This is a genomic window from Shewanella hanedai, assembly GCF_007197645.1.
GTDB classification, from domain to species: domain Bacteria; phylum Pseudomonadota; class Gammaproteobacteria; order Enterobacterales; family Shewanellaceae; genus Shewanella; species Shewanella hanedai.
On sequence record NZ_VKGK01000040.1, the window covers coordinates 13819 to 37623 of the forward strand.

The window sequence follows — 23805 nt, forward strand, 5'->3', positions numbered from 1 at the left end:
GAAAACTGACTTAGCGACCAAAGCGATCTAAGTTCGCTTTGTTAACTAGATTAGCTTTCTTCATTACAGATTCATACTGATGAGACATCATATGAGTCTGAACTTGAGCCATGAAGTCCATGATTACGACTACCATAATAAGTAGTGAAGTACCGCCAAAATAGAACTGTACTTTCCACGTAATTAACATGAACTCCGGAATTAAACAGATAAAGGTAATGTACAGTGCGCCTGCTAATGTCAAGCGAGTCATAACCTTATCAATGTAACGCGAAGTCTGTTCTCCAGGACGGATCCCGGGAATAAACGCACCACTCTTCTTCAAGTTATCTGCTGTTTCGCGTGGGTTAAACACCAACGCAGTATAGAAGAAACAGAAAAAGATGATTGCTGACGCATACAATAATGAGTAGAGCGGCTGTCCTGGTGACACAGCAAGTGAAAAATCACTTAACCATGATAAGGACTCATTCTGACCAAACCACTGTGCAAGTGTGCCTGGGAACAAAATGATGCTCGACGCAAAAATTGGTGGTATTACACCTGCCATGTTTATCTTAAGCGGTAGATGTGTGCTTTGCGCTGCGAAAACCTTGCGGCCCTGCTGACGCTTTGCATAGTTAACGACGATACGACGTTGACCACGTTCCACAAATACAACGAAATAAGTTACAGCAAATACAATGACCGCTATCAACAATAATACGAGTACGTTTATGTCGCCTTGACGCGCCTGCTCAGCCGTTTGGCCGATAGCAGATGGTAGGCCAGCAACAATACCTGCGAAAATTAATATCGAGATACCGTTTCCTATGCCTCGCTCGGTAATCTGTTCACCTAGCCACATTAGGAACATTGTTCCTGTCACTAAGCTCACAACTGCAACAAAGTAAAAACCAAATCCAAGATTTACAACTAAACCTGGAACTAAGTTAGGTAGACCTGTTGCGATACCGATTGCCTGGAATGTACCCAGGACCAATGTGCCGTATCGAGTATATTGACTGATCTTCTTACGTCCAGATTCACCTTCCTTTTTCAGTTCGGCGAGTGCTGGATGCACGACTGTCAACAACTGCATGATAATCGATGCCGAAATATACGGCATGATTCCCAATGCGAAGATAGAAGCACGTTCAAGGGCACCACCAGAGAACATGTTAAACATGCCTAGGATGGTCCCCTTCTGCTGATTGAACAGCTCTGCTAATACAGCAGCGTCAATACCAGGAATTGGTACAAACGAACCGGCTCTAAAGACGATAATCGCACCAATCACGAACAGGAGGCGAGTCTTCAGTTCAGAAAATCCACCTTTCGCGCTTTTTAAATCAAGTCCTGGTTTTGCCATCGACGTATTATTCCTCGATCTTTCCGCCGGCAGCTTCAATAGCTGCACGTGCACCTTTGGTTACCTTTAGACCTTTAACAGTCACAGGGCGCTCAATGGTACCTGAAAGAACGATTTTAGCAAACTGTATGTTGCGAGTAACAAGATTCGCATCTTTCAGTGTACTCAAATCGACAACATCACCGTTAACTTTTGCTAATTCGCTTATACGAATTTCGGCAGATACCAACGCTTTACGCGAGGTAAAACCAAACTTAGGCAAACGAATCTTAAGTGGCATTTGACCACCTTCGAAACCGACGCGAACGCCGCCGCCAGAACGAGACTTCTGACCTTTGTGACCGCGGCCACAAGTTTTACCAGTGCCTGAACCGATACCGCGACCTACACGCTTAGCTGCTGATTTAGCACCTGCAGCAGGTGATAGAGTATTTAGACGCATCTTATACTTCCTCCACCGAAACCATGTAGTAAACCTTATTAATCATACCGCGAACAGAAGGAGTATCTTCAACTTCGACAGTGTGATTAATGCGGCGTAGACCTAGACCTAAAAGAGACGCACGGTGCTTTGGTAAGCGGCCGATTGAACTTTTATTCTGAGTTACTTTAATTGTTTTAGTAGCCATGGTGCATTAACCTCGAATTTCATTAACATTCAGGCCACGCTTAGCTGCAATTTGTGATGGTGACTTCATGTGCACCAACGCATCTACAGTTGCGCGAACGATGTTAATCGGGTTAGTAGAACCGTATGCTTTTGACAGAACGTTATGAACGCCTGCTACTTCCAATACGGCACGCATTGCGCCACCGGCAATAATACCGGTACCGTCTGATGCTGGTTGCATGTAAACACGCGATCCAGTGTGACGGCCCTTTACAGGGTGGTGCAGAGTACCATTGTTCAATTCAACAGAAACGATGTTACGACGAGCTTTTTCCATCGCTTTCTGAATTGCTGCTGGTACTTCACGCGCTTTACCATAGCCAAAACCAACTTTACCATTACCATCACCGACTACAGTTAGTGCAGTGAAGCTAAAGATACGTCCGCCTTTAACTACTTTTGAAACACGATTCACTGCAACTAACTTCTCTTGCAGATCATCTTTTTGTTGTTGAGCTTCGAATTTAGCCATTTTCATCATTCCTTAGAACTTGAGGCCAGCTTCACGAGCGGCGTCTGCTAATGCAGCTACACGTCCATGATACTTGAAACCGGAACGATCGAATGCAACTACAGTAACGCCTTTTTCGATAGCGCGTTCAGCAACGGTTTTACCCACTACTTTAGCGGCATCAACGTTGCCAGTGTATTTTAGTTGCTCAGTTACCGATTTCTCAGCAGTCGAAGCTGACGCCAATACCTGTGAATCAGGACTAATTACCTGAGCATAGGTGTGACGTGGTGTACGATGTACAACCAGACGATTAACGCCCAGCTCTTGGATCTTCTTACGGGCGCGTAGTGCGCGGCGTAAGCGAGATGTTTTCTTATCCATATCGCGTTACCTACTTCTTCTTAGCCTCTTTACGACGTACTTGTTCGTCAGCATAGCGAACACCTTTACCTTTGTAAGGCTCTGGTGGACGGTAACCGCGAATCTCTGCTGCGACTTGTCCAACAAGCTGCTTATCAGTACCAGAAAGTACGATTTCAGTTTGTGATGGACAAACAGCTGTAACGCCGTCTGGGAGTTCATGTACTAGTGGGTGTGAAAAACCTAGAGTTAAATCAACGCCTTTACCAGCGATTTTCGCACGGTAACCGACACCAACTAACTGTAGCTTCTTTTCAAAACCAGCAGTAACACCAACAACCATATTGTTGATTAGAGCTCGAGCTGTACCCGCTTGAGCGGCAGTTTTCACGCCTTCAACTGGGTTACACTTGATTTCATTGTTTTCAACAACAATAGAAACTTCAGTGTTAATCACTCGAGTCAAACTACCTTTAGTACCTTTTACGGTGATAGTTTGTTCGTTTAAAGTCACTTCTACGCCTGCAGGAATAGCGACTGGTGCTTTTGCGACACGAGACATTGCTTGCTCCTTTATGCTACGTAGCAGATAACTTCCCCGCCCATGCCATTTTGGCGGGCAGTACGATCAGTCATCAAACCTTTAGAAGTGGATACAATTGCGACACCCAAACCGCCCATAACCTTTGGAAGTTCGTCTTTACCTTTGTAAATACGAAGACCAGGACGGCTAACGCGCTGGATAGTCTCAACGACTGGCTGACCTTGGAAATACTTTAACGTAATTTCAAGAACAGGCTTGGCTTCATCTGCTACGGCGTAGTCAGCAATATACCCTTCTTCTTTAAGCGTTTTCGCGATAGCGATTTTTAGCTTAGCAGAAGGCATAGATACTGATACGTGTTTAGCAGCTTGGCCATTACGAATACGGGTTAACATATCCGCTATAGGATCTTGCATGCTCATATAAGCTTACTCCGTGACAAGGTGTTTACCAGCTGGCCTTACGTAGGCCAGGAACTTCACCGCGCATAGTTGCTTCACGTAATTTAATACGGCTAAGGCCGAATTTACGTAAATAACCATGTGGGCGACCAGTTTGACTACAACGATTACGCTGACGCGCTGCGCTAGAGTCACGTGGTAGACCTTGCAACTTAAGAACTGCATCCCAACGATCTTCATCAGAAGTTGTTGGATTGCTAATGATAGCCTTAAGAGCTAGACGCTTTTCAGCGAACTTAGCCACGAGCTTGGCACGTTTTACTTCACGTGCTTTCATTGAACTTTTTGCCATTACGCTACCCTTATTTCTTGAATGGGAAGTTAAAGGCTTCAAGCAGAGCTCGGCCTTCTTCGTCATTCTTCGCAGAAGTAGTGATCACAATATCCATACCGCGGATCTTATCGATTTTATCGTATTGGATCTCAGGAAAGATAATCTGCTCACGTACGCCCATTGCGTAGTTACCACGGCCATCGAACGACTTAGCGCTCATACCACGGAAATCACGAATACGCGGGATTGCGATATCAACTAAACGCTCTAAGAATTCCCACATACGCTCACCGCGCAGTGTAACCTTACAGCCTATCGGGTAGCCTTCACGGATTTTAAAACCAGCAACTGACTTACGAGCTACAGTCACTACTGGCTTTTGACCAGCGATAGCAGTCATGTCACGAAGCGCATGCTCCATAACCTTCTTATCTGCTACTGCTTCGCCAACACCCATGTTTAGGGTGATTTTCTCAATCCGAGGGACTTGCATGACACTGGTATATCCAAACTTCTTTAAAAGTTCAGGGCTAACAGTCTCTTGATATTTATCATGCAGTTTCGCCATCGTTTACTCCAATTACTTAACGAGTTCACTGTTCGACTTAAAGAAACGGACTTTTTGGCCGTCTTCAAATCGGAAACCAACGCGATCAGCTTTGCCAGTGGCAGAGTTGAAAAGCGCTACGTTTGATGCTTGTATCGGTGCTTCTTGCTCAATAATACCGCCAGCTACGCCCAATTGTGGGTTTGGCTTCTGGTGTTTCTTGACAAGATTAATGCCTTCAACAATTAACTTACCAGTAGGAAGAACCTGAGAAACTTTTGCACGTTTCCCTTTATCTTTGCCCGCTAGTACGATTACTTCGTCTTCACGACGGATTTTAGCTGCCATTTTAAGCTCCTTTACAGTACTTCAGGGGCCAGAGAAACAATTTTCATAAATTGTTCTGTACGCAATTCACGCGTCACTGGGCCAAAAATACGAGTACCAATCGGTGCATTGTTTGCGTTAAGCAAAACAGCTGCGTTCCGATCGAAGCGAATGACAGAACCGTCTGGACGACGAACGCCTTTCTTAGTGCGAACTACAACCGCGCTATAAACATCACCTTTCTTCGCTTTACCGCGAGGAATAGCTTCTTTAACAGAAACCTTAATGATGTCGCCGATACCGGCATAACGACGGTGAGATCCACCTAAGACCTTAATACACTGAACTCTACGAGCGCCACTGTTACAGGCCACATCTAGAGTAGATTGCATCTGGATCATTGTAAATGCTCCGCTAACGTTACTTCACACCCCTAAATTTGGGGCTACTATTTGACCTAATTTTGACAGTAATTTAGTCAAAATTGGCGCGCAAGTATAACACCCGTTTTTAGGAATAGATAGTGTTTAAATAAAAACGGCTCCGAGGTAGGAGCCGTTTCGGAAAAACTTAATAAAATTAAGCTTTATTGATTACTTCAACCAGAGTCCAAGACTTAGTCTTAGACAGCGGACGGCATTCGCGAATAGTCACGAGATCGCCATCATTACACTGATTTTGTTCGTCATGTGCATGGATCTTAGTAGTGCGCTTAAGGTACTTCCCGTATAAAGGATGCTTAACCTTACGCTCAATAGCTACAGTGATAGACTTGTCCATCTTGTTGCTAAGTACACGACCCTGCAAAGTACGGATATTATCAGACATTATGCACCCGCCTTAGAAGTAATAATGGTCTTAACGCGCGCAATGTTACGACGCACGATTTTAAGCTGATGAGTTTGAGTCAACTGACCAGTGGCGTGTTGCATACGCAGATTAAACTGCTCACGCAGCAGACCAAGCAGTTCAGCGTTCAATTCTTCAACGCTCTTTTCTGTTAGTTCGCTCATTACATCACCGTCTTAGTTACAAAGGTAGTCTTAAGAGGTAGTTTGGCAGAAGCAAGGGCGAAAGCTTCACGAGCTAACTCCTCTGATACACCATCCATCTCATAAAGAACCTTACCTGGTTGAATCTGGGCAACCCAGTACTCAACGTTACCCTTACCTTTACCCATACGCACTTCAAGAGGCTTAGAGGTAATTGGCTTATCAGGGAAAACGCGGATCCAGATTTGACCTTGACGTTTAATGTGACGTGTCATAGCACGACGCGCAGCTTCGATCTGACGCGCAGTCAAACGACCACGACCAACAGCTTTCAGACCGAAATCACCGAAGCTAACTTCAGTGCCGTTCGCAAGTCCGCGGTTGCGGCCCTTGAACATTTTGCGAAACTTAGTTCGTTTTGGTTGCAGCATTGCCAGCTCTCCTATTTACCGCGAGGCTTACGCTTCGGCTGCTGTTTCGGCTCTTCATGCACAGGTAGCACGCCGTCTAGAACTTCACCTTTGAAGACCCAAACTTTGACGCCAATCACACCGTATTGAGTGTGACTTTCTGCAGTAGAATAGTCGATATCAGCACGCAGTGTATGCAAAGGTACGCGACCTTCACGATACCACTCAGAACGCGCAATCTCAGCACCGCCTAGACGGCCGCCAACTTGAACCTTGATACCTTTAGCACCAAGACGCATTGCATTTTGTACCGCGCGCTTCATAGCACGACGGAACATAACACGACGCTCTAGCTGCGAAGCGATGCCTTCGGCAACAAGCTTAGCATCTAGCTCAGGCTTACGAATCTCAGCAATGTTAATTTGAGCTGGTAAACCAGTTAGCTTAGCAACTGCGTTGCGTAGCTTCTCAACGTCTTCGCCTTTCTTACCAATCACAACACCTGGACGGGCAGTGTGAATAGTTACGCGAATACTCTTAGCTGGACGCTCGATAACAATTTTAGAGACAGAAGCTTGCTTAAGGTTCTTTTCAAGAAACTTACGCACTTCACTGTCACTAGTTAAGTTATTGGCATAGTCTGACTTGTCAGCGTACCATGTCGAGATCCAAGGCTTAGTGATACCCAGACGGATACCATTAGGATGTACTTTCTGTCCCATTTCTAACTCCTAGCGATCTGATACAACCACAGTAATGTGGCTGGTACGCTTGATTATGCGATCAGCACGGCCTTTGGCACGTGGCATGATACGCTTCATAGTTGGACCTTCATCGATCATAATGGCTCCAACTCTTAACTCGTCAATGTCAGCACCTTCATTGTGCTCAGCATTAGCGATAGCAGAGTCCAGTACTTTTTTAACAAGTACTGCAGCTTTTTTAGGGCTGAAAGTTAATATTTCGAGAGCCTTAGCAACAGGCAGTCCACGGATTTGATCTGCAACCAAACGACACTTCTGAGGCGACGTACGGGCAAAACGATGTTTAGCTAAAACTTCCATCTTATTCCTCCCGTTCTATCGCTTCTTCGCTTTCTTATCTGCAGCATGGCCGCGATAAGTGCGCGTTGGTGAAAACTCACCAAGCTTGTGGCCGATCATTTCGTCAGTTACGAACACAGGTACGTGCTGACGACCATTATGGACAGCGATGGTCAACCCAATCATATTAGGGATGATCATAGAGCGACGAGACCAAGTCTTAATAGGCTTCTTGTCTCCCGCTTCCATCGCTTTCTCTACCTTCTTCAGCAAGTGTAGGTCAATGAATGGACCTTTCTTGAGAGAACGTGGCATGGCGAATCCTCTTACTTTTTATTGCGACGACGTACAATGTACTGGTCGGTGCGTTTGTTACTACGAGTCTTATAACCCTTAGTTGGGACACCCCATGGAGATACTGGATGACGGCCACCCGAAGTACGGCCTTCACCACCACCATGTGGATGGTCTACTGGGTTCATTGCAACACCACGTACTGTAGGGCGTATGCCTCTCCAGCGATTAGCACCTGCTTTGCCTAACTGGCGTAGCATATGCTCGGCGTTACCAACTTCACCCATTGTCGCGCGGCAATCAACCGGTACTTTACGCATTTCGCCAGAGCGAAGACGTAGAGTAGCGTATTCGCCATCACGAGCAACAACTTGCACATAAGTACCTGCTGAACGAGCGATCTGAGCACCTTTACCAGGCTTCATTTCAACTGCGTGTACAACACTACCTACTGGGATGTTGCGTAATGGCAAAGCGTTACCCACTTTGATTTCAGCATCGATACCAGACTGGATCTTATCACCAGCTTTCATGCCTTTAGCGGCAAGAATATAACGACGCTCACCATCAGCATACAAAACAAGTGCGATGTTAGCTGTGCGGTTTGGATCATATTCCAAACGCTCAACTTTTCCAGGAATACCGTCTTTGGTTCGTTTAAAATCCATAATACGGTAATGCTGCTTGTGTCCACCACCTATGTGACGAACAGTGATACGGCCAGTATTGTTACGGCCACCACTTTTTGACTTCTTAGCCAACAGCCCAGCAAAAGGTTTACCCTTATGCAGGTCAGTATTCACCACTTTAACAACGTGGCGACGACCAGCAGAAGTTGGCTTACACTTAATAATTGCCATGATAATTCTCCTTTGCTTACTCAGCGCCGACGAAATCGATTTCAGCACCGGCAGCTAGAGTAACATAGGCTTTCTTCCAATCTACACGACGACCCATACGGGCACCGGTACGCTTGGTCTTACCTTTGTTAACTAGAGTGCGAACTGAATCAACTTCAACTTCGAACAATTGAGCGACTGCAGCTTTAACTTCAGCTTTAGTTGCGTCTATAGCTACACGGAAAACTACCGTGTTGTTATTTTCTGCACAAACAGTACTCTTTTCAGAGATATGCGGTGCAAGAATAACTTTTAGCAAACGTTCTTGGCTTATCATCCCAGCATCTCCTCGATTTGCTTAACAGCATCGGCAGTTACTAGTACTTTGTTGAACGCGATAAGGCTAACTGGATCAATACCAGCAACATCACGAACGTCAACTTTGTACAAGTTACGAGCAGCTAAGAACAAGTTCTCGTCAATTTCTGGAGTAACAATCAACACGTCTTCCAGGTTCATTTCAGCCAATTTAGCTTTCAGCTCTTTAGTTTTAGGAGCTTCAACTGTAAATGACTCAACCACGATTAGACGGTCTTGACGTACCAATTCAGAGAAAATGCTTTTCAGCGCTCCACGGTACATCTTTTTGTTAACTTTTTGGCTATGGTCTTGTGTTTTAGCAGCGAATGTTACGCCACCGCCACGCCAGATTGGGCCTTTAACAGTACCGGCACGAGCTCGGCCAGTACCTTTTTGGCGCCATGGCTTTTTGCCAGAACCAATAACTTCTGCGCGAGTTTTCTGAGCACGAGTGCCCTGACGCGCGTTTGCAGCATATGCTACAACTACCTGATGAACCAGTGCTTCATTAAAGTCACGGCCGAAGGTAGTTTCGGAAACTTCAAGAGCACTTTGTGCGTCTTTCAATACCAATTCCATTACTATCTCCTCAGACCTAAGCTTTAACGGCAGGTTTGATGATCAGGTTGCCATTTGTGGCTCCCGGAACAGCACCCTTAACCAATAGCAAGTTACGCTCAACATCTACACGGATTACGTCTAGATTTTGAGTGGTAACACGCTCTGCACCCATGTGGCCTGACATTTTCTTACCTTTGAAAACGCGACCAGGTGTTTGGTTTTGACCAATAGAACCGTTGGATCTATGTGAAAGTGAGTTACCGTGAGTTGCATCTTGAGTAGCGAAATTCCAGCGCTTAATACCGCCTTGGAAGCCCTTACCTTTAGATTGACCAGTTACATCAACTTTCGCAACATCTGCGAAGATATCAACATTTAGCTCAGCACCGACTACAATGTCAGCACCTTCATCATCTGCCAAACGCACTTCCCACAAACCACGACCGGCTTCTACGCCAGCCTTAGCAAAGTGACCTGCTTCTGGCTTATTGATGCGATTAGCTTTTTTAGTACCAGTAGTTACTTGAAGAGCGCGGTATCCGTCAGTCTCTAAGGTTCTCACCTGAGTTACGCGGTTAGCTGCGATTTCAATTACTGTTACTGGGATAGAAGCACCATCTTCAGTGAAGATGCGTGTCATACCCACTTTACGACCGATAAGACCGATAGCCATCTCTCAAACCTCTTCTAAGCTCAATTAACCCAAGCTAATTTGAACGTCAACACCAGCAGCAAGATCAAGACGCATAAGCGCATCTACAGTCTTTTCAGTTGGCTCAACGATATCAACAAGACGCTTATGAGTACGAAGTTCGTACTGATCACGCGCATCTTTATTAACGTGTGGAGAAGTCAAAATGGTATAACGTTCTTTACGCGTTGGAAGTGGAATTGGACCACGAACCTGTGCGCCTGTACGCTTAGCAGTTTCAACGATTTCCGCAGTAGATTGATCGATCAGACGATGATCAAATCCTTTTAAGCGGATACGGATTCTTTGGTTCTGCATTGACCAGAGCTCCTAAAATGGACACATAAAAAATCACCCTCTAGCTTCTTCATATTAGAAAAGCAGAGCGAGATGATTTAACCGTTCGACTCACAATCGGAGCCGCTGTATTTTTAACGTCAAACCTTACGGCAAGACAAAGTATTTCGCCTAATGGTTAAGGCGAGGAGGTATTATACTGATATTCAGCATCAGATCAACCCCATTGTTTGAATTAACGACATAGGCCATTAACTCAATATTTTGCTGGCGGGCATTATACGATTTTTTTCTTAATATGCCAGCAACTTGTCGAAAAAAACAAATAAAAAAAAGGAAGCCGAAGCTTCCTTTTTTTGATGTTAGTTAAGAGTAATCGCGATTAAGCGATGATCTTAGCTACAACACCAGCACCTACTGTACGGCCACCTTCACGGATAGCGAAGCGTAAACCTTCATCCATCGCGATTGGGCAGATCAACGTGACAGTCATCTGTACGTTATCACCAGGCATTACCATCTCAACGCCTTCTGGCAATTCGATAGTACCGGTTACGTCTGTTGTACGGAAGTAGAACTGTGGACGGTAACCTTTGAAGAATGGAGTGTGACGTCCGCCTTCTTCTTTAGACAGAACATAGATTTCTGACTGGAAAGTAGTGTGTGGAGTGATTGAACCAGGCTTAGCGAGTACTTGACCACGTTCAACATCTTCACGCTTAGTACCACGTAGAAGAACACCACAGTTCTCGCCTGCACGACCTTCGTCAAGCAGCTTACGGAACATTTCAACACCAGTACAAGTAGTCTTAGTTGTATCTTTGATACCAATGATTTCTACTTCTTCACCAACTCTGATGATACCACGCTCTACACGACCAGTAACAACTGTACCACGGCCTGAGATTGAGAAAACATCTTCGATTGGAAGAATGAATGCACCATCAATAGCACGCTCTGGCTCTGGGATGTAGTTATCTAGAGCGTCAGCTAGTTCAATGATCTTAGCTTCCCATTCTGCTTCGCCTTCAAGGGCTTTAAGAGCAGAACCTTGGATAACTGGTAAGTCATCACCTGGGAAGTCATATTCAGAAAGAAGTTCACGAACTTCCATTTCAACTAGCTCAAGAAGCTCTTCGTCATCAACCATGTCACACTTGTTCATGAATACGATGATGAATGGTACACCAACCTGACGAGAAAGCAGGATGTGCTCACGGGTCTGTGGCATTGGACCATCTGTAGAAGCAACTACTAGAATCGCGCCGTCCATTTGAGCAGCACCAGTGATCATGTTTTTAACATAATCGGCGTGACCAGGACAATCTACGTGTGCGTAGTGACGAGCTGGAGTGTCATATTCGATGTGAGAAGTATTAATTGTAATACCGCGCTCACGCTCTTCTGGAGCGTTATCGATTTGTGCGAAATCACGAACTTCGCCACCGTATGTTTTTGCAAGTACTGCTGAGATAGCAGCAGTTAGCGTTGTTTTACCATGGTCAACGTGTCCGATAGTACCAACGTTAACGTGCGGTTTTACGCGTTCAAATTTAGCTTTAGCCACAATATATTCCTTTCAGAAATGCTCGGTATAGACCGAGCAATAGCAATTTTAGTTTACAGGTATCGACAATACGGGCAATTAGCCTCGTGCGTCAATAACCGCTTTGGCAACATTCTGCGGCGCATCAGAGTACTTCAAAAACTCCATAGAGTAAGAAGCACGACCCTGAGTCGCTGAGCGCAAATCTGTTGCATATCCAAACATTTCAGATAGAGGCACTGTAGCGTGAACAAGTTTAACGCCGGCTATGCCGTCGTCCATACCTTCGATCAAACCACGACGTCGGTTTAAGTCTCCGACAACATCACCCATATGATTTTCAGGTGTTGTCACTTCGACTTTCATGCAAGGTTCTAATAGTACAGGGTCAGCTTCTAGAGCACCCTTTTTGAAACCCATTGAACCTGCAACCTTAAAGGCCATTTCGTTCGAGTCCACATCATGATATGAGCCATCGAACAAAGTAACTTTTACATCCAAGAGAGGAAAGCCAGCGAGTACGCCACTCTTCATCTGTTCTTGAATACCTTTATCGACTGATGGGATGTATTCTTTTGGAACAGAACCACCAACAATCTCGTTGACAAATTCGTAACCAAAGCCTTCTTCTTGAGGCTCTAGCTTCAACCATACGTGACCGAATTGACCTCGACCGCCTGATTGACGTACAAATTTACCTTCGACTTCTACACTGGAGCGAATAGTTTCGCGATAGGCAACTTGAGGTTTACCTACGTTACAATTAACACCGAATTCGCGACGCATACGGTCAACGATAATGTCTAAATGTAACTCACCCATACCGGAGATCAATGTTTGCCCAGATTCAGGATCTGTTTCAACACGGAAAGAAGGATCTTCTGCTGCAAGTTTTTGCAACGCGATTCCCATCTTTTGCTCATCGGCTTGAGATCTTGGTTCAACTGCTATCGTGATAACAGGCTCAGGGAAATCCATACGCTCTAGGATGACTTTTCGACTAATGTCGCAAAGTGTATCACCCGTAGTCACGTCCTTAAGACCAATAGCTGCCGCGATGTCACCAGCGCGTACTTCTTTAATCTCTTGGCGATCGTTTGCATGCATCTGCACCATACGACCTATGCGTTCCCGCTTTTCTTTGACTGAATTATAAACGGCAGCCCCGGTCTCTAATACACCCGAATAAACGCGTATAAAAGTTAACGTTCCGACAAACGGGTCTGTAGCAATTTTAAATGCCAATGCAGCGAAAGGTGCGTCATCGTCCGCAGGACAAAAAACGTCTTCCTCTTTCTCGTTAAGACCCTTTATTGCATGGACCTCAACAGGAGATGGCAAGTAATCGATAACAGCATCGAGTACCGCTTGCACACCTTTGTTCTTAAATGCAGAACCACAAGTAGCAAGTACGATCTCGTTAGCAAGAGTTCGTTTACGCAGTGCAGCTTTAATCTCTTCTTCTGACAGTTCGCCCTCTTCGAGGTACTTATCCATCAGTTCATCAGTCGCTTCTGCTGCTGCTTCAACGAGATATTCACGCATTTCAGCTGCCTTATCGGCAAGCTCTGCAGGAATATCTTCATAGGTAAATGTTGTTCCGTGATCATCTTCAGACCAGTTAATGGCCTTCATCTTAATCAGGTCAATTACACCTTTGAAATTCTCTTCTGCACCTATGTTCATTTGAACCGGTACACAAGTTGCTCCCAGACGGTTACGGATCTGCTCAATCACGCGATCAAAGTCAGCACCGGCACGATCCATCTTATTGACGAATACGATACGTGGTACATGATACTTATCAGCCTGACGCCAAACAGTCTCAGATTGTGGTTCAACACCTGATGAGCCACAGAAGACAACCACTGCACCATCGAGCACACGCAATGAACGCTCAACTTCAATGGTGAAGTCTACGTGTCCGGGCGTATCGATAATGTTGATACGGTGCTCAGAATACTGAGCTTCCATACCACTCCAGAACGCAGTCGTTGCCGCAGAAGTAATGGTAATACCACGCTCCTGCTCCTGCTCCATCCAATCCATAGTGGCTGCGCCATTATGAACTTCACCGATCTTATGAGAAACACCGGTGTAGAACAGAACTCGTTCTGTTGTTGTGGTTTTTCCTGCGTCAACATGAGCGCAAATACCAATATTTCGGTAGCGCTCAATCGGAGTTGTACGAGCCACGTTTAAACCCTCTTAACTAAGGCTAATGCCTTAGAGATGTAGAATATGGAGCTGGCAAATGCCAGCTCCATCAGATTACCAGCGGTAATGAGCAAACGCTTTGTTTGCTTCTGCCATACGATGCACGTCTTCGCGCTTCTTAACAGCAGTACCTTTGTTTTCTGAAGCGTCTAGCAATTCACCGGCTAGACGTAGAGCCATAGATTTTTCACCACGCTTACGTGCAGCTTCAACCAACCAACGCATGCCCAATGCATTACGACGAACTGGGCGTACTTCACATGGTACCTGGTAAGTAGAACCACCAACACGACGAGATTTAACCTCGACTGATGGACGGACGTTGTCCAGGGCTGCTTCAAGGATCACTAGATGCTCTTCGCTTTTCTTTTCAGCAGCAGTATCTAGTGCCTTGTAAATAATCTTTTCTGCAGTCGACTTTTTGCCGTCCTGCATAATGACGTTGATGAACTTAGCCAACAACTCACTATTAAACTTTGGATCTGGTAGGATTTTACGTTGTCCTACAACGCGACGTCTTGGCATAACAATTTCTCCGTATGCTTCAGGGACCCCAAAACTGGAATCTCAATATAAACTAGCTTGGCCTTACTTAACGGAAAACGTTAAGACTTAGGACGCTTAGCACCGTACTTTGAACGTCCTTGACGACGTTCACTTACGCCAGCACAATCTAAAGCGCCACGAACAGTGTGGTAACGCACACCCGGTAAGTCTTTAACACGACCACCACGGATTAGGATTACACTGTGTTCCTGCAGGTTGTGGCCTTCACCGCCGATGTACGAAGTAACTTCGAAACCGTTAGTTAGACGCACACGAGCTACTTTACGTAGTGCAGAGTTAGGTTTTTTTGGTGTGGTTGTATATACGCGAGTACAAACACCACGTTTTTGTGGACACGCATTCAACGCAGGCACATTAGTCTTGTCGACTTTTGGCGCGCGAGGCTTACGTACCAACTGGTTTACAGTTGCCATGTATAGCTCCGAATCAGTTGATAAACTCAACAGTAAGGTGTGAAAAATCTATATCCCACAGGTGTGGGACGCGAAATTTTAGAAAGGTAATGCTCATCTGTCAAGAAATAGACAAGTTTTAACCAATATAAAGTAAAAAAAAGGCGCTTTAGGCGCCTTTTTTACAATCTATTTACTTTTGAAGCACGAAATTAATCCGAACTTCCAGCTAGATTGAGAAGATCAGCAAGGTTTTGCTCAGCTTCACTTGCGCTTATTACTGGAGCGGCTTCGGCTTTAGTGCCTTTAGCAGCTGCTGCAGCATTACGCTTCTGATGGTATGAGTAACCCGTACCAGCAGGGATCAAACGACCCACGATCACGTTCTCTTTAAGACCACGAAGTTTATCACTCTTTCCACCTACTGCAGCTTCTGTCAGTACGCGTGTGGTTTCCTGGAACGATGCTGCTGAGATAAATGACTCAGTAGCCAGAGACGCCTTGGTAATACCAAGAAGCTCACGTGTGAACGTTGCAGGCTGCTTACCTTGTGCTTCAAGTTCGCGGTTAGCGATCTTAACACGAGATACTTCAGCTTGTTCGCCCGCCAAGAAGTCACTGTCACCTGCATTAGTGATTTCACACTTACGCAGCATTTGACGAATGATAACTTCGATGTGCTTATCGTTAATTTTTACGCCCTGAAGACGGTATACGTCTTGAACTTCGTTAACGATATAGTTAGCCACTTTATGAATACCACGTAGACGTAGAATATCATGCGCAGCTTCAGCACCATCAGCAATAACTTCACCACGTTCGACTTTTTCACCTTCGAACACGTTCAAGTTACGCCACTTAGGGATCATCTCTTCGTAGTGCTCACCACCATCAGCTGGTGTGATAACTAGACGACGCTTACCCTTAGTCTCTTTACCAAACGAGATTGTACCTGAGTGCTCAGCAAGAATAGCTGGCTCTTTCGGCTTACGCGCTTCAAACAGATCGGCTACGCGAGGTAGACCACCGGTAATATCACGAGTCTTTGACGATTCTTGTGGAATACGCGCTAGCGCATCACCAACATTAATTGGTGCATTATCGTCTTGGTTTACAATCGCACTACCTGGTAAGAAGTATTGAGCAGGAACTTCAGTTCCCGGAATCATCAAGTCATTGCCATCGGCGCCAAGTAGACAGATCGCAGGACGCATCTCTTTACCAGCACTAGGACGTTGACCTTCTTCCATCACAACAATAGAAGACAGACCCGTTAGTTCATCTGTTTGACGTGTAATAGTTACACCTTCAATCATATCAACGAACTTAATACTACCCGCTACTTCAGAGATGATTGGGTGAGTATGCGGATCCCAGTTAGCGATAATATCGCCAGCTGCAACAGCATCATCTTCCAATTTCTCAAGAATAGTACCGTAAGGTACTCTGTAGCGCTCTTTCTCACGGCCAAGTTCATCAATAATCGCAATCTCAGAAGAACGAGAAACGATAACCAACTTACCTTCGCTGTTAGTAACATGCTTAGCATTATGCAGCTTAAGTGTACCAAGGTTCTTAACTTGAACATTGTTCTCAGCTGACGCTCGAGATGCTGCACCACCAATGTGGAATGTACGCATCGTAAGCTGTGTACCTGGCTCACCAATTGACTGAGCGGCAACAACACCGATTGCTTCACCTTGGTTAATGATGTGGCCACGAGCCAAATCACGACCATAACAAGCAGCACACACACCGAAGTCTGTATCACAGCTAATGACTGAACGAACAATCATTTCATCGATAGAGTTCTCTTCGATGATGTTACACCATGCTTCGTCAAGTAGAGTGTTACGAGGCACAAGCACTTCTTCAGTACCAGGCTTAAACACATCTTGAGCAACAACACGACCAAGAACGCGTTCGCGTAACGGCTCAACAACATCACCACCCTCAATGAGAGGCTTCATTGTTAGACCTTCGAACGTGCCACAATCTTCTTCGATTACAACAAGATCTTGCGCAACATCAACCAAACGACGAGTCAGGTAACCCGAGTTAGCCGTTTTAAGTGCCGTATCCGCTAGACCCTTACGAGCACCGTGAGTAGAGATAAAGTATTGAGATACGTTTAGACCTTCACGGAAGTTAGCTGTAATTGGAGTCTCGATGATTGAACCATCTGGTTTAGCCATCAGACCACGCATACCCGCCAACTGACGGATCTGTGCAGCACTACCACGAGCGCCCGAGTCAGCCATCATATAGATGCTGTTGAATGACTCTTGCTCTTCTTCTTCACCGTGGCGGTTAATCACTGTCTCAACAGACAGGTTAGCCATCATCGCTTTAGAAACTTTCTCGTTCGCACTTGCCCAGATATCGATGACTTTGTTGTAACGCTCACCAGCTGTTACAAGACCTGATTGGAACTGCTCTTGAATTTCAAGAACTTCCGCTTCAGCGTCAGCAACTAGTGTGTACTTCTCATCTGGAATAACCATATCGTTGATACCTACAGAGGCACCCGATACAGTTGCATAATGGAAACCGGCATACATCAATTGGTCAGCGAAGATAACAGTATCTTTAAGACCTAGTTGACGATAACAAGTGTTCAATAGCTTAGAGATCTGCTTTTTGCCCATGTTCTGGTTAACCAGATCAAATGACAAACCTTTTGGCAATATACGAGAAAGTAATGCACGACCAACGGTAGTATCTACGATACGACGTGATTCACTGCGCTCGCCATCTTCAGCGATATTAGTTTCTGTAACACGTACTTTGATTTTTGCATGAATAGCTGCAAAACCAGTACGGTAAGCCTTCTCGACTTCGTCGATAGACTCAAAAGCCATACCTTCACCTTTACCGTTAACGCACATACGGCTGGTGTAGTACAGACCCAATACAACGTCCTGTGACGGTGTGATAACCGGCTCACCGTTTGCTGGTGATAGGATGTTGTTGGTAGACATCATAAGCGAACGTGCTTCTAGCTGAGCTTCCAGCGTTAGCGGCACGTGAACAGCCATTTGGTCACCATCGAAGTCGGCGTTGTATGCCGCACAAACCAATGGGTGAAGCTGAATTGCTTTACCTTCGATTAGTACTGGCTCAAATGCCTGGATACCTAGTCTGTGCAGTGTTGGTGCACGGTTAAGCATCACTGGGTGTTCACGAATAACATCGTCTAGAACATCCCAAACTTCAGGAACTTCACGCTCAACCATCTTCTTAGCAGCTTTGATCGTAGTCGCTAAACCACGGCCTTCTAACTTGCCATAGATGAAAGGCTTAAATAGCTCAAGTGCCATCTTCTTAGGAAGACCACACTGATGTAAGCGAAGTGTTGGACCTACGGTAATTACCGAACGACCAGAGTAATCCACACGCTTACCTAGCAAGTTCTGACGGAAACGACCTTGCTTACCTTTGATCATATCGGCCAAAGATTTAAGTGGACGCTTGTTAGAACCTGTAATAGCACGACCACGACGACCGTTATCTAATAGCGCATCGACAGATTCTTGCAACATACGCTTTTCGTTACGTACGATGATATCTGGAGCTGCTAGATCTAACAGACGCTTTAGACGGTTGTTACGGTTAATCACACGACGGTAAAGGTCGTTAAGATCAGACGTAGCAAAACGTCCGCCATCTAGTGGAACTAGAGGGCGTAAATCAGGTGGCAGTACTGGAAGCACTTTAAGGATCATCCACTCAGGCTTGTTGCCTGAAGTGAAGAAAGCCTCAATAAGCTTAAGACGCTTAGTGATCTTCTTACGACGAGTCTCAGAGTTGATTGATGGCAACTCTTCGCGCATCATTTCAATCTCTTTCTCAAGCTCGATAGCACGTAGCAATTCTAGAACTGCTTCAGCACCCATCTTAGCTTCGAATTCATCACCGTACTCTTCTAATGCATCCAGATAGTTTTCTTCTGTCAACATTTGGCCGCGTTCAAGGCTGGTCATGCCAGGCTCTATTACTACGAAAGATTCGAAGTAAAGTACACGTTCGATATCACGAAGTGTCATATCTAGCATCAAACCGATGCGAGACGGAAGTGACTTCAAGAACCAAATGTGTGCAACTGGGCTAGCAAGATCGATGTGACCCATACGCTCACGACGTACTTTAGTCTGTGTAACTTCAACGCCACACTTTTCACAGATCACACCACGGTGCTTAAGACGCTTATACTTACCGCATAAACATTCGTAATCTTTTACTGGTCCAAAAATACGCGCACAGAATAAGCCTTCACGCTCAGGCTTAAAGGTACGGTAGTTAATGGTTTCTGGCTTCTTAACTTCACCAAATGACCAAGAACGGATTAGATCTGGCGACGCGAGTCCGATCTTAATGCCGTTGAATTCTTCGGTCTTGCTTTGCTGTTTCAGAAACTTTAATAAGTCTTTCACGTTTCTCTCCTGAAGGAGTTAAACCGGGTGCCCTGCAATTGCAGGACACCAATTTATTGCCAAACTAACCTAAGTTAGTTTTAGTCTTGATCCAACTCGATATTAATACCAAGTGAACGGATCTCCTTCAACAATACGTTGAACGACTCTGGCATGCCTGGTTGCATCTGGTGGTTACCGTCGACAATATTCTTATACATATTGGTACGACCGTTAACGTCATCAGATTTAACTGTTAGCATTTCTTGAAGCGTATAAGCGGCACCGTATGCTTCTAGTGCCCAAACTTCCATCTCACCGAAACGCTGACCACCAAACTGAGCTTTACCGCCCAATGGTTGCTGAGTAACGAGACTGTATGAACCCGTAGAACGGGCATGCATCTTGTCATCAACCAAGTGGTTAAGTTTAAGCATATACATGTAACCAACGGTTACTTCACGCTCAAACTGGTCACCAGTACGACCATCAAACAATTTACGCTGTCCAGAAGTAGGAAGACCAGCAAGTGCTAGCATTTCCTTAATTTCTTTCTCTTTTGCGCCATCGAATGCTGGAGTCGCAGTAGGAATACCACCTTTCAGGTTCTTAGCAAGACGAACAACTTCATCATCAGTAAATGAATCGATGTCGACGCGCTGCTGCACTTCATCACCTAGTTCATAAACTTCTTTGATGTAGCCACGAAGTTCTGCTAATTCGCGCTGCTCTTCAAGCATTGCAGTGATCTTGTCACCGATACCTTTAGCTGCAGCACCCATGTGCACTTCAAGAACCTGACCGATGTTCATACGCGATGGTACACCAAGCGGGTTCAATACGATGTCGATTGGGTTACCATTCTCATCGTAAGGCATGTCTTCAACAGGGTTAATCTTAGAGATAACACCCTTGTTACCGTGACGACCAGCCATCTTATCACCAGGCTGGATAGTACGTTTAACTGCAAGGTAAACCTTAACAATCTTCAATACGCCAGGTGCTAAGTCATCACCTTGAGTGATCTTACGACGCTTAATTTCAAATTTCTTATCGAAATCTGCTTTAAGTTCGTCATGCTGTTCGGCAAGTTGCTCAAGTTCAGTCTGCTTACCTTCGTCTTCAATGCTTTGAACAAGCAAATGAGAACGTGGCATAGCATCAAGTTGAGCCTGTTCGAAGCCAGCAGCGAGTAGAAGGTTACGCGCACGTCCATAAACACCCTCTTCGAGGATTTGGAACTCTTCAGTCAAATCTTTCTTAGCTTGACGAACATGCATCTCTTCGATTTCAACAGCACGCTTATCTTTCTCAACGCCGTCACGGGTAAATACCTGAACGTCGATGATAGTACCTTTAACAGAGTTAGGTACGCGTAGTGAACTGTCTTTAACGTCAGAGGCCTTCTCACCGAAGATAGCCCGGAGGAGCTTCTCTTCTGGAGTCAGCTGAGTTTCACCCTTAGGCGTTACTTTACCAACTAGGATGTCGCCACCCTTAACTTCAGCACCGATATAAACGATACCTGATTCATCTAGCTTAGAAAGCGCAGACTCACCAACGTTTGGAATATCAGCAGTGATCTCTTCACTACCCAACTTAGTATCACGAGCGATACAAGAAAGCTCCTGAATGTGGATAGTCGTAAAGCGATCTTCCATCGCTACACGCTCAGAGATAAGGATCGAATCCTCAAAGTTGTAACCGTTCCAAGGCATGAACGCGATACGCATGTTCTGACCAAGAGCCAAATCACCTAAATCGGTAGATGGACCATCAGCTAGAACATCACCAGTAACAACTGGATCACCCATAGAACAACAAGGACGCTGGTTAATACATGTGTTCTGGTTAGAACGCGTGTATTTAGTCAGGTTGTAGATATCGATACCGGCTTCACCTGGGTGTAGCTCAGACTCGTTTACCTTAACAACGATGCGGCTTGCGTCTACGTAGTCGATGTGACCACCACGCTTAGCAACGACAACAACACCAGAATCGACTGCTAGCGTGCGTTCAATACCAGTACCAACAAGCGGCTTATCAGCACGCAATGTAGGAACTGCTTGACGTTGCATGTTCGCACCCATCAATGCACGGTTAGCATCATCGTGTTCTAGGAACGGAATAAGTGATGCTGCAACTGAAATGATCTGCTGTGGCGATACATCCATATATTGGATATCGGCAGCACCCATAAAGGTAGAATCACCTTTATGACGACAAGCAATGAGCTCGTCCAACATACGGCCATTTTCATCTAAGTCGACGATAGCCTGTGCAATAACATAACGGCCTTCTTCGATTGCTGACAGGTAATCGACCTGATCAGTAACCACACCCTCAATTACCTTGCGGTAAGGTGTTTCAAGGAAACCATAAGAGTTAGTACGTGCAAAACTTGCTAACGAGTTAATTAGACCAATGTTTGGACCTTCAGGGGTCTCAATTGGACATAAACGACCGTAGTGAGTTGGGTGTACATCTCGCACTTCGAAACCAGCACGTTCACGAGTCAAACCACCAGGACCAAGAGCCGAAATACGACGCTTGTGAGTCACTTCTGAAAGTGGGTTGTTTTGATCCATAAACTGTGACAGCTGAGAAGAACCGAAGAACTCTTTGACTGCAGCAGAAATTGGCTTAGCATTGATCAGATCTTGTGGCATAAGCTCATTAAGATCACCAAGACTTAAACGCTCACGTACGGCACGTTCTACTCGAACTAGACCTACACGGAACTGGTTTTCAGCCATTTCACCAACACTACGGATACGACGGTTACCCAAGTGATCGATATCATCAACTTCATCATTACCGTTACGGATAGTGATGATGTTCTTCATTACAGCAACGATATCTTCTTTAGATAGAATGCCTGTACCTTCGTCATCATCGATACCGAGACGACGGTTGAACTTCATACGACCAACTTTAGACAGGTCATAACGCTCTTCGCTGAAGAACAAGTTCTGGAATAGGGCTTCTGCCGCATCTTTGGTTGGTGGCTCGCCAGGACGCATCATACGATAGATTTCAACTAATGCTTCAAGGCGGTTAGTTGTAGAATCAATACGTAGCGTATCTGACATGTAAGCACCGTTATCAAGTTCATTGATATACAGTGTGCTTATCTCTTTATTGCCAGCCAAAGAAAGCTTAGCAAGATCTTCAAGCGTCAATTCTGCGTTAGCAGAAACTAATACTTCACCTGTATCAGGATCGATATAGTCTTGACCAGAAATCTTACCTACGATGTAGTCTACTGGTACTTCTAGCTCAGTAGTATTGCTCTTCTCAAGTTGACGAATATGACGTGCAGTAATACGACGTCCTTTCTCAACGATGATTGAACCATCACTATCTTTAATATCGTAGCTTGCAGTTTCACCACGAAGGCGCTCTGCAACAAGTTCCATGACTAATGAATCTTTCTTGATCTTGAAATTAACGCGATCGAAGAACAGATCCAAAATATCCTGAGTAGAATAATCTAGTGCACGTAAGATGATTGAAGCCGCAAGTTTACGACGACGGTCAATACGTACAAATAGCGCATCTTTAGGATCGAATTCAAAATCTAACCAAGAACCACGGTAAGGAATAATACGTGCGTTATAAAGCACCTTACCTGAAGAGTGAGTCTTGCCGCGGTCATGATCAAAGAATACACCAGGAGAACGGTGTAACTGAGATACGATAACACGCTCAGTACCATTAATTACAAAGGTACCGTTGTCAGTCATCATGGGAATATCGCCCATGTAAACTTCTTGTTCTTTAATGTCTTTAACTGTTCCAGGTGCCGCTTCACGGTCATACAGAACCATGCGTAATTTAACGCGTAGTGGAGCTGCGTATGTAACACCGCGGATTTGACACTCTTTCACATCAAAAACAGGTTCGCCTAGCTTATAGCTAACGTACTGTAGTTCTGAATTACCAGAAAAACTTTTGATGGGAAAAACGCTACGGAAAGCGGCTTCAAAACCACGCTCACCTGTAGGATCTTGATCCGTGAACTTTTTAAATGAGTCCAACTGTATAGACAAAAGATATGGAATATCCAAAACTTGTGGACGTTTACCAAAATCTTTGCGAATACGCTTCTTTTCAGAATAGGAGTAAACCATGGGTTTCCTCTGATTGCGAGATGTGACCAAGACTGAACCAATCGTATGATTGAAACAGCACGT

Annotated in this window: 28 protein-coding genes; all 28 read right to left on the reverse strand. The window is 45.1% G+C overall.

Going from position 1 to position 23805, the window contains the following annotated elements; all coding sequences use genetic code 11:
* Positions 1-10: 10 nt before the first annotated feature.
* Positions 11-1351 (reverse strand): preprotein translocase subunit SecY, encoded by a 1341-nt coding sequence (gene secY, locus FN961_RS22320; protein WP_144042372.1) that lies wholly within the window; start codon positions 1349-1351, stop codon positions 11-13.
* A 7-nt stretch (positions 1352-1358) separates the two neighbouring features.
* On the reverse strand, positions 1359-1793 hold the full coding sequence (gene rplO / locus FN961_RS22325; RefSeq protein WP_144042373.1) for a 50S ribosomal protein L15: 435 nt from the start codon (positions 1791-1793) through the stop codon (positions 1359-1361).
* Between the two features lies 1 nt (position 1794).
* A complete protein-coding gene (rpmD, locus tag FN961_RS22330) occupies positions 1795-1980 on the reverse strand; it encodes a 50S ribosomal protein L30 (RefSeq protein ID WP_144042374.1) in 186 nt (61 codons plus the stop codon).
* 6 nt (positions 1981-1986) lie between these two features.
* Positions 1987-2493: a 30S ribosomal protein S5 gene (gene rpsE, locus FN961_RS22335; protein ID WP_144042375.1), complete on the reverse strand. Its 507-nt coding sequence runs from the start codon at positions 2491-2493 to the stop codon at positions 1987-1989.
* A 12-nt stretch (positions 2494-2505) separates the two neighbouring features.
* On the reverse strand, positions 2506-2856 hold the full coding sequence (gene rplR / locus FN961_RS22340; protein ID WP_144042376.1) for a 50S ribosomal protein L18: 351 nt from the start codon (positions 2854-2856) through the stop codon (positions 2506-2508).
* Between the two features lie 10 nt (positions 2857-2866).
* Complete coding sequence (gene rplF, locus FN961_RS22345) at positions 2867-3397, reverse strand: 50S ribosomal protein L6 (protein ID WP_144042377.1); 531 nt, start codon at positions 3395-3397, stop codon at positions 2867-2869.
* An 11-nt stretch (positions 3398-3408) separates the two neighbouring features.
* Positions 3409-3801, reverse strand: a complete 393-nt coding sequence (gene rpsH, locus FN961_RS22350) for a 30S ribosomal protein S8 (protein WP_144042378.1) — start codon at positions 3799-3801, stop codon at positions 3409-3411.
* Positions 3802-3826: 25 nt separating this feature from the next.
* On the reverse strand, positions 3827-4132 hold the full coding sequence (gene rpsN / locus FN961_RS22355; RefSeq protein WP_144042379.1) for a 30S ribosomal protein S14: 306 nt from the start codon (positions 4130-4132) through the stop codon (positions 3827-3829).
* Between the two features lie 10 nt (positions 4133-4142).
* Complete coding sequence (gene rplE, locus FN961_RS22360) at positions 4143-4682, reverse strand: 50S ribosomal protein L5 (protein ID WP_144042380.1); 540 nt, start codon at positions 4680-4682, stop codon at positions 4143-4145.
* A gap of 12 nt (positions 4683-4694) precedes the next feature.
* Positions 4695-5009 (reverse strand): 50S ribosomal protein L24, encoded by a 315-nt coding sequence (gene rplX / locus FN961_RS22365; RefSeq protein WP_144042381.1) that lies wholly within the window; start codon positions 5007-5009, stop codon positions 4695-4697.
* 11 nt (positions 5010-5020) lie between these two features.
* A complete protein-coding gene (gene rplN, locus FN961_RS22370) occupies positions 5021-5389 on the reverse strand; it encodes a 50S ribosomal protein L14 (protein WP_012327253.1) in 369 nt (122 codons plus the stop codon).
* Between the two features lie 178 nt (positions 5390-5567).
* A complete protein-coding gene (gene rpsQ / locus FN961_RS22375; protein ID WP_144042382.1) occupies positions 5568-5816 on the reverse strand; it encodes a 30S ribosomal protein S17 in 249 nt (82 codons plus the stop codon).
* Positions 5816-6001 (reverse strand): 50S ribosomal protein L29, encoded by a 186-nt coding sequence (gene rpmC, locus FN961_RS22380; protein ID WP_144042383.1) that lies wholly within the window; start codon positions 5999-6001, stop codon positions 5816-5818. Before rpmC ends, rpsQ begins: the two co-directional genes overlap by 1 nt.
* Positions 6001-6411 carry a 50S ribosomal protein L16 gene (gene rplP, locus FN961_RS22385; protein ID WP_144042384.1) on the reverse strand — a complete coding sequence of 137 codons (411 nt, stop codon included), beginning with the start codon at positions 6409-6411 and terminating at the stop codon, positions 6001-6003. Before rplP ends, rpmC begins: the two co-directional genes overlap by 1 nt.
* 11 nt (positions 6412-6422) lie before the next feature.
* Positions 6423-7112: a 30S ribosomal protein S3 gene (gene rpsC / locus FN961_RS22390; protein ID WP_144042385.1), complete on the reverse strand. Its 690-nt coding sequence runs from the start codon at positions 7110-7112 to the stop codon at positions 6423-6425.
* Between the two features lie 9 nt (positions 7113-7121).
* Entirely contained in the window at positions 7122-7454 is a 333-nt protein-coding gene (gene rplV, locus FN961_RS22395; protein WP_012144645.1) for a 50S ribosomal protein L22, read from the reverse strand.
* Positions 7455-7469: 15 nt separating this feature from the next.
* Complete coding sequence (rpsS, locus tag FN961_RS22400) at positions 7470-7748, reverse strand: 30S ribosomal protein S19 (protein ID WP_006083596.1); 279 nt, start codon at positions 7746-7748, stop codon at positions 7470-7472.
* 11 nt (positions 7749-7759) lie between these two features.
* Positions 7760-8587, reverse strand: coding sequence for a 50S ribosomal protein L2 (gene rplB, locus FN961_RS22405; protein WP_144042386.1), 828 nt, complete (start codon positions 8585-8587; stop codon positions 7760-7762).
* A 16-nt stretch (positions 8588-8603) separates the two neighbouring features.
* The gene (gene rplW, locus FN961_RS22410) at positions 8604-8903 is read right to left on the reverse strand and encodes a 50S ribosomal protein L23 (protein WP_144042387.1); all 300 of its coding nucleotides are present in this window, start codon (positions 8901-8903) and stop codon (positions 8604-8606) included.
* Complete coding sequence (gene rplD / locus FN961_RS22415) at positions 8900-9505, reverse strand: 50S ribosomal protein L4 (RefSeq protein ID WP_013053418.1); 606 nt, start codon at positions 9503-9505, stop codon at positions 8900-8902. The genes rplW and rplD overlap by 4 nt, the downstream gene beginning before the upstream one ends.
* Before the next feature lie 16 nt (positions 9506-9521).
* The gene (rplC, locus tag FN961_RS22420; protein ID WP_144042388.1) at positions 9522-10160 is read right to left on the reverse strand and encodes a 50S ribosomal protein L3; all 639 of its coding nucleotides are present in this window, start codon (positions 10158-10160) and stop codon (positions 9522-9524) included.
* Between the two features lie 24 nt (positions 10161-10184).
* The gene (rpsJ, locus tag FN961_RS22425) at positions 10185-10496 is read right to left on the reverse strand and encodes a 30S ribosomal protein S10 (RefSeq protein WP_005503530.1); all 312 of its coding nucleotides are present in this window, start codon (positions 10494-10496) and stop codon (positions 10185-10187) included.
* Between the two features lie 361 nt (positions 10497-10857).
* A complete protein-coding gene (tuf, locus tag FN961_RS22430; RefSeq protein WP_144042389.1) occupies positions 10858-12042 on the reverse strand; it encodes an elongation factor Tu in 1185 nt (394 codons plus the stop codon).
* Between the two features lie 78 nt (positions 12043-12120).
* Entirely contained in the window at positions 12121-14217 is a 2097-nt protein-coding gene (gene fusA, locus FN961_RS22435; RefSeq protein ID WP_144042390.1) for an elongation factor G, read from the reverse strand.
* A gap of 75 nt (positions 14218-14292) precedes the next feature.
* A complete protein-coding gene (rpsG, locus tag FN961_RS22440) occupies positions 14293-14763 on the reverse strand; it encodes a 30S ribosomal protein S7 (protein WP_144042391.1) in 471 nt (156 codons plus the stop codon).
* A gap of 80 nt (positions 14764-14843) precedes the next feature.
* Entirely contained in the window at positions 14844-15218 is a 375-nt protein-coding gene (rpsL, locus tag FN961_RS22445) for a 30S ribosomal protein S12 (protein WP_012327264.1), read from the reverse strand.
* Between the two features lie 191 nt (positions 15219-15409).
* On the reverse strand, positions 15410-19630 hold the full coding sequence (rpoC, locus tag FN961_RS22450; protein WP_144042392.1) for a DNA-directed RNA polymerase subunit beta': 4221 nt from the start codon (positions 19628-19630) through the stop codon (positions 15410-15412).
* Between the two features lie 80 nt (positions 19631-19710).
* On the reverse strand, positions 19711-23742 hold the full coding sequence (gene rpoB / locus FN961_RS22455; protein WP_144042393.1) for a DNA-directed RNA polymerase subunit beta: 4032 nt from the start codon (positions 23740-23742) through the stop codon (positions 19711-19713).
* Between the last annotated feature and the right edge of the window lie 63 nt (positions 23743-23805).

Coding starts and splice junctions, on each gene's coding strand:
- secY (WP_144042372.1), bottom strand. CDS start 1,351: ATGGCAAAACCAGGACTTGATTTAAAAAGCGCGAAAGGTGGATTTTCT.
- rplO (WP_144042373.1), bottom strand. CDS start 1,793: ATGCGTCTAAATACTCTATCACCTGCTGCAGGTGCTAAATCAGCAGCT.
- rpmD (WP_144042374.1), bottom strand. CDS start 1,980: ATGGCTACTAAAACAATTAAAGTAACTCAGAATAAAAGTTCAATCGGC.
- rpsE (WP_144042375.1), bottom strand. CDS start 2,493: ATGGCTAAATTCGAAGCTCAACAACAAAAAGATGATCTGCAAGAGAAG.
- rplR (WP_144042376.1), bottom strand. CDS start 2,856: ATGGATAAGAAAACATCTCGCTTACGCCGCGCACTACGCGCCCGTAAG.
- rplF (WP_144042377.1), bottom strand. CDS start 3,397: ATGTCTCGTGTCGCAAAAGCACCAGTCGCTATTCCTGCAGGCGTAGAA.
- rpsH (WP_144042378.1), bottom strand. CDS start 3,801: ATGAGCATGCAAGATCCTATAGCGGATATGTTAACCCGTATTCGTAAT.
- rpsN (WP_144042379.1), bottom strand. CDS start 4,132: ATGGCAAAAAGTTCAATGAAAGCACGTGAAGTAAAACGTGCCAAGCTC.
- rplE (WP_144042380.1), bottom strand. CDS start 4,682: ATGGCGAAACTGCATGATAAATATCAAGAGACTGTTAGCCCTGAACTT.
- rplX (WP_144042381.1), bottom strand. CDS start 5,009: ATGGCAGCTAAAATCCGTCGTGAAGACGAAGTAATCGTACTAGCGGGC.
- rplN (WP_012327253.1), bottom strand. CDS start 5,389: ATGATCCAGATGCAATCTACTCTAGATGTGGCCTGTAACAGTGGCGCT.
- rpsQ (WP_144042382.1), bottom strand. CDS start 5,816: ATGTCTGATAATATCCGTACTTTGCAGGGTCGTGTACTTAGCAACAAG.
- rpmC (WP_144042383.1), bottom strand. CDS start 6,001: ATGAGCGAACTAACAGAAAAGAGCGTTGAAGAATTGAACGCTGAACTG.
- rplP (WP_144042384.1), bottom strand. CDS start 6,411: ATGCTGCAACCAAAACGAACTAAGTTTCGCAAAATGTTCAAGGGCCGC.
- rpsC (WP_144042385.1), bottom strand. CDS start 7,112: ATGGGACAGAAAGTACATCCTAATGGTATCCGTCTGGGTATCACTAAG.
- rplV (WP_012144645.1), bottom strand. CDS start 7,454: ATGGAAGTTTTAGCTAAACATCGTTTTGCCCGTACGTCGCCTCAGAAG.
- rpsS (WP_006083596.1), bottom strand. CDS start 7,748: ATGCCACGTTCTCTCAAGAAAGGTCCATTCATTGACCTACACTTGCTG.
- rplB (WP_144042386.1), bottom strand. CDS start 8,587: ATGGCAATTATTAAGTGTAAGCCAACTTCTGCTGGTCGTCGCCACGTT.
- rplW (WP_144042387.1), bottom strand. CDS start 8,903: ATGATAAGCCAAGAACGTTTGCTAAAAGTTATTCTTGCACCGCATATC.
- rplD (WP_013053418.1), bottom strand. CDS start 9,505: ATGGAATTGGTATTGAAAGACGCACAAAGTGCTCTTGAAGTTTCCGAA.
- rplC (WP_144042388.1), bottom strand. CDS start 10,160: ATGGCTATCGGTCTTATCGGTCGTAAAGTGGGTATGACACGCATCTTC.
- rpsJ (WP_005503530.1), bottom strand. CDS start 10,496: ATGCAGAACCAAAGAATCCGTATCCGCTTAAAAGGATTTGATCATCGT.
- rpsG (WP_144042391.1), bottom strand. CDS start 14,763: ATGCCAAGACGTCGCGTTGTAGGACAACGTAAAATCCTACCAGATCCA.
- rpsL (WP_012327264.1), bottom strand. CDS start 15,218: ATGGCAACTGTAAACCAGTTGGTACGTAAGCCTCGCGCGCCAAAAGTC.
- rpoB (WP_144042393.1), bottom strand. CDS start 23,742: ATGGTTTACTCCTATTCTGAAAAGAAGCGTATTCGCAAAGATTTTGGT.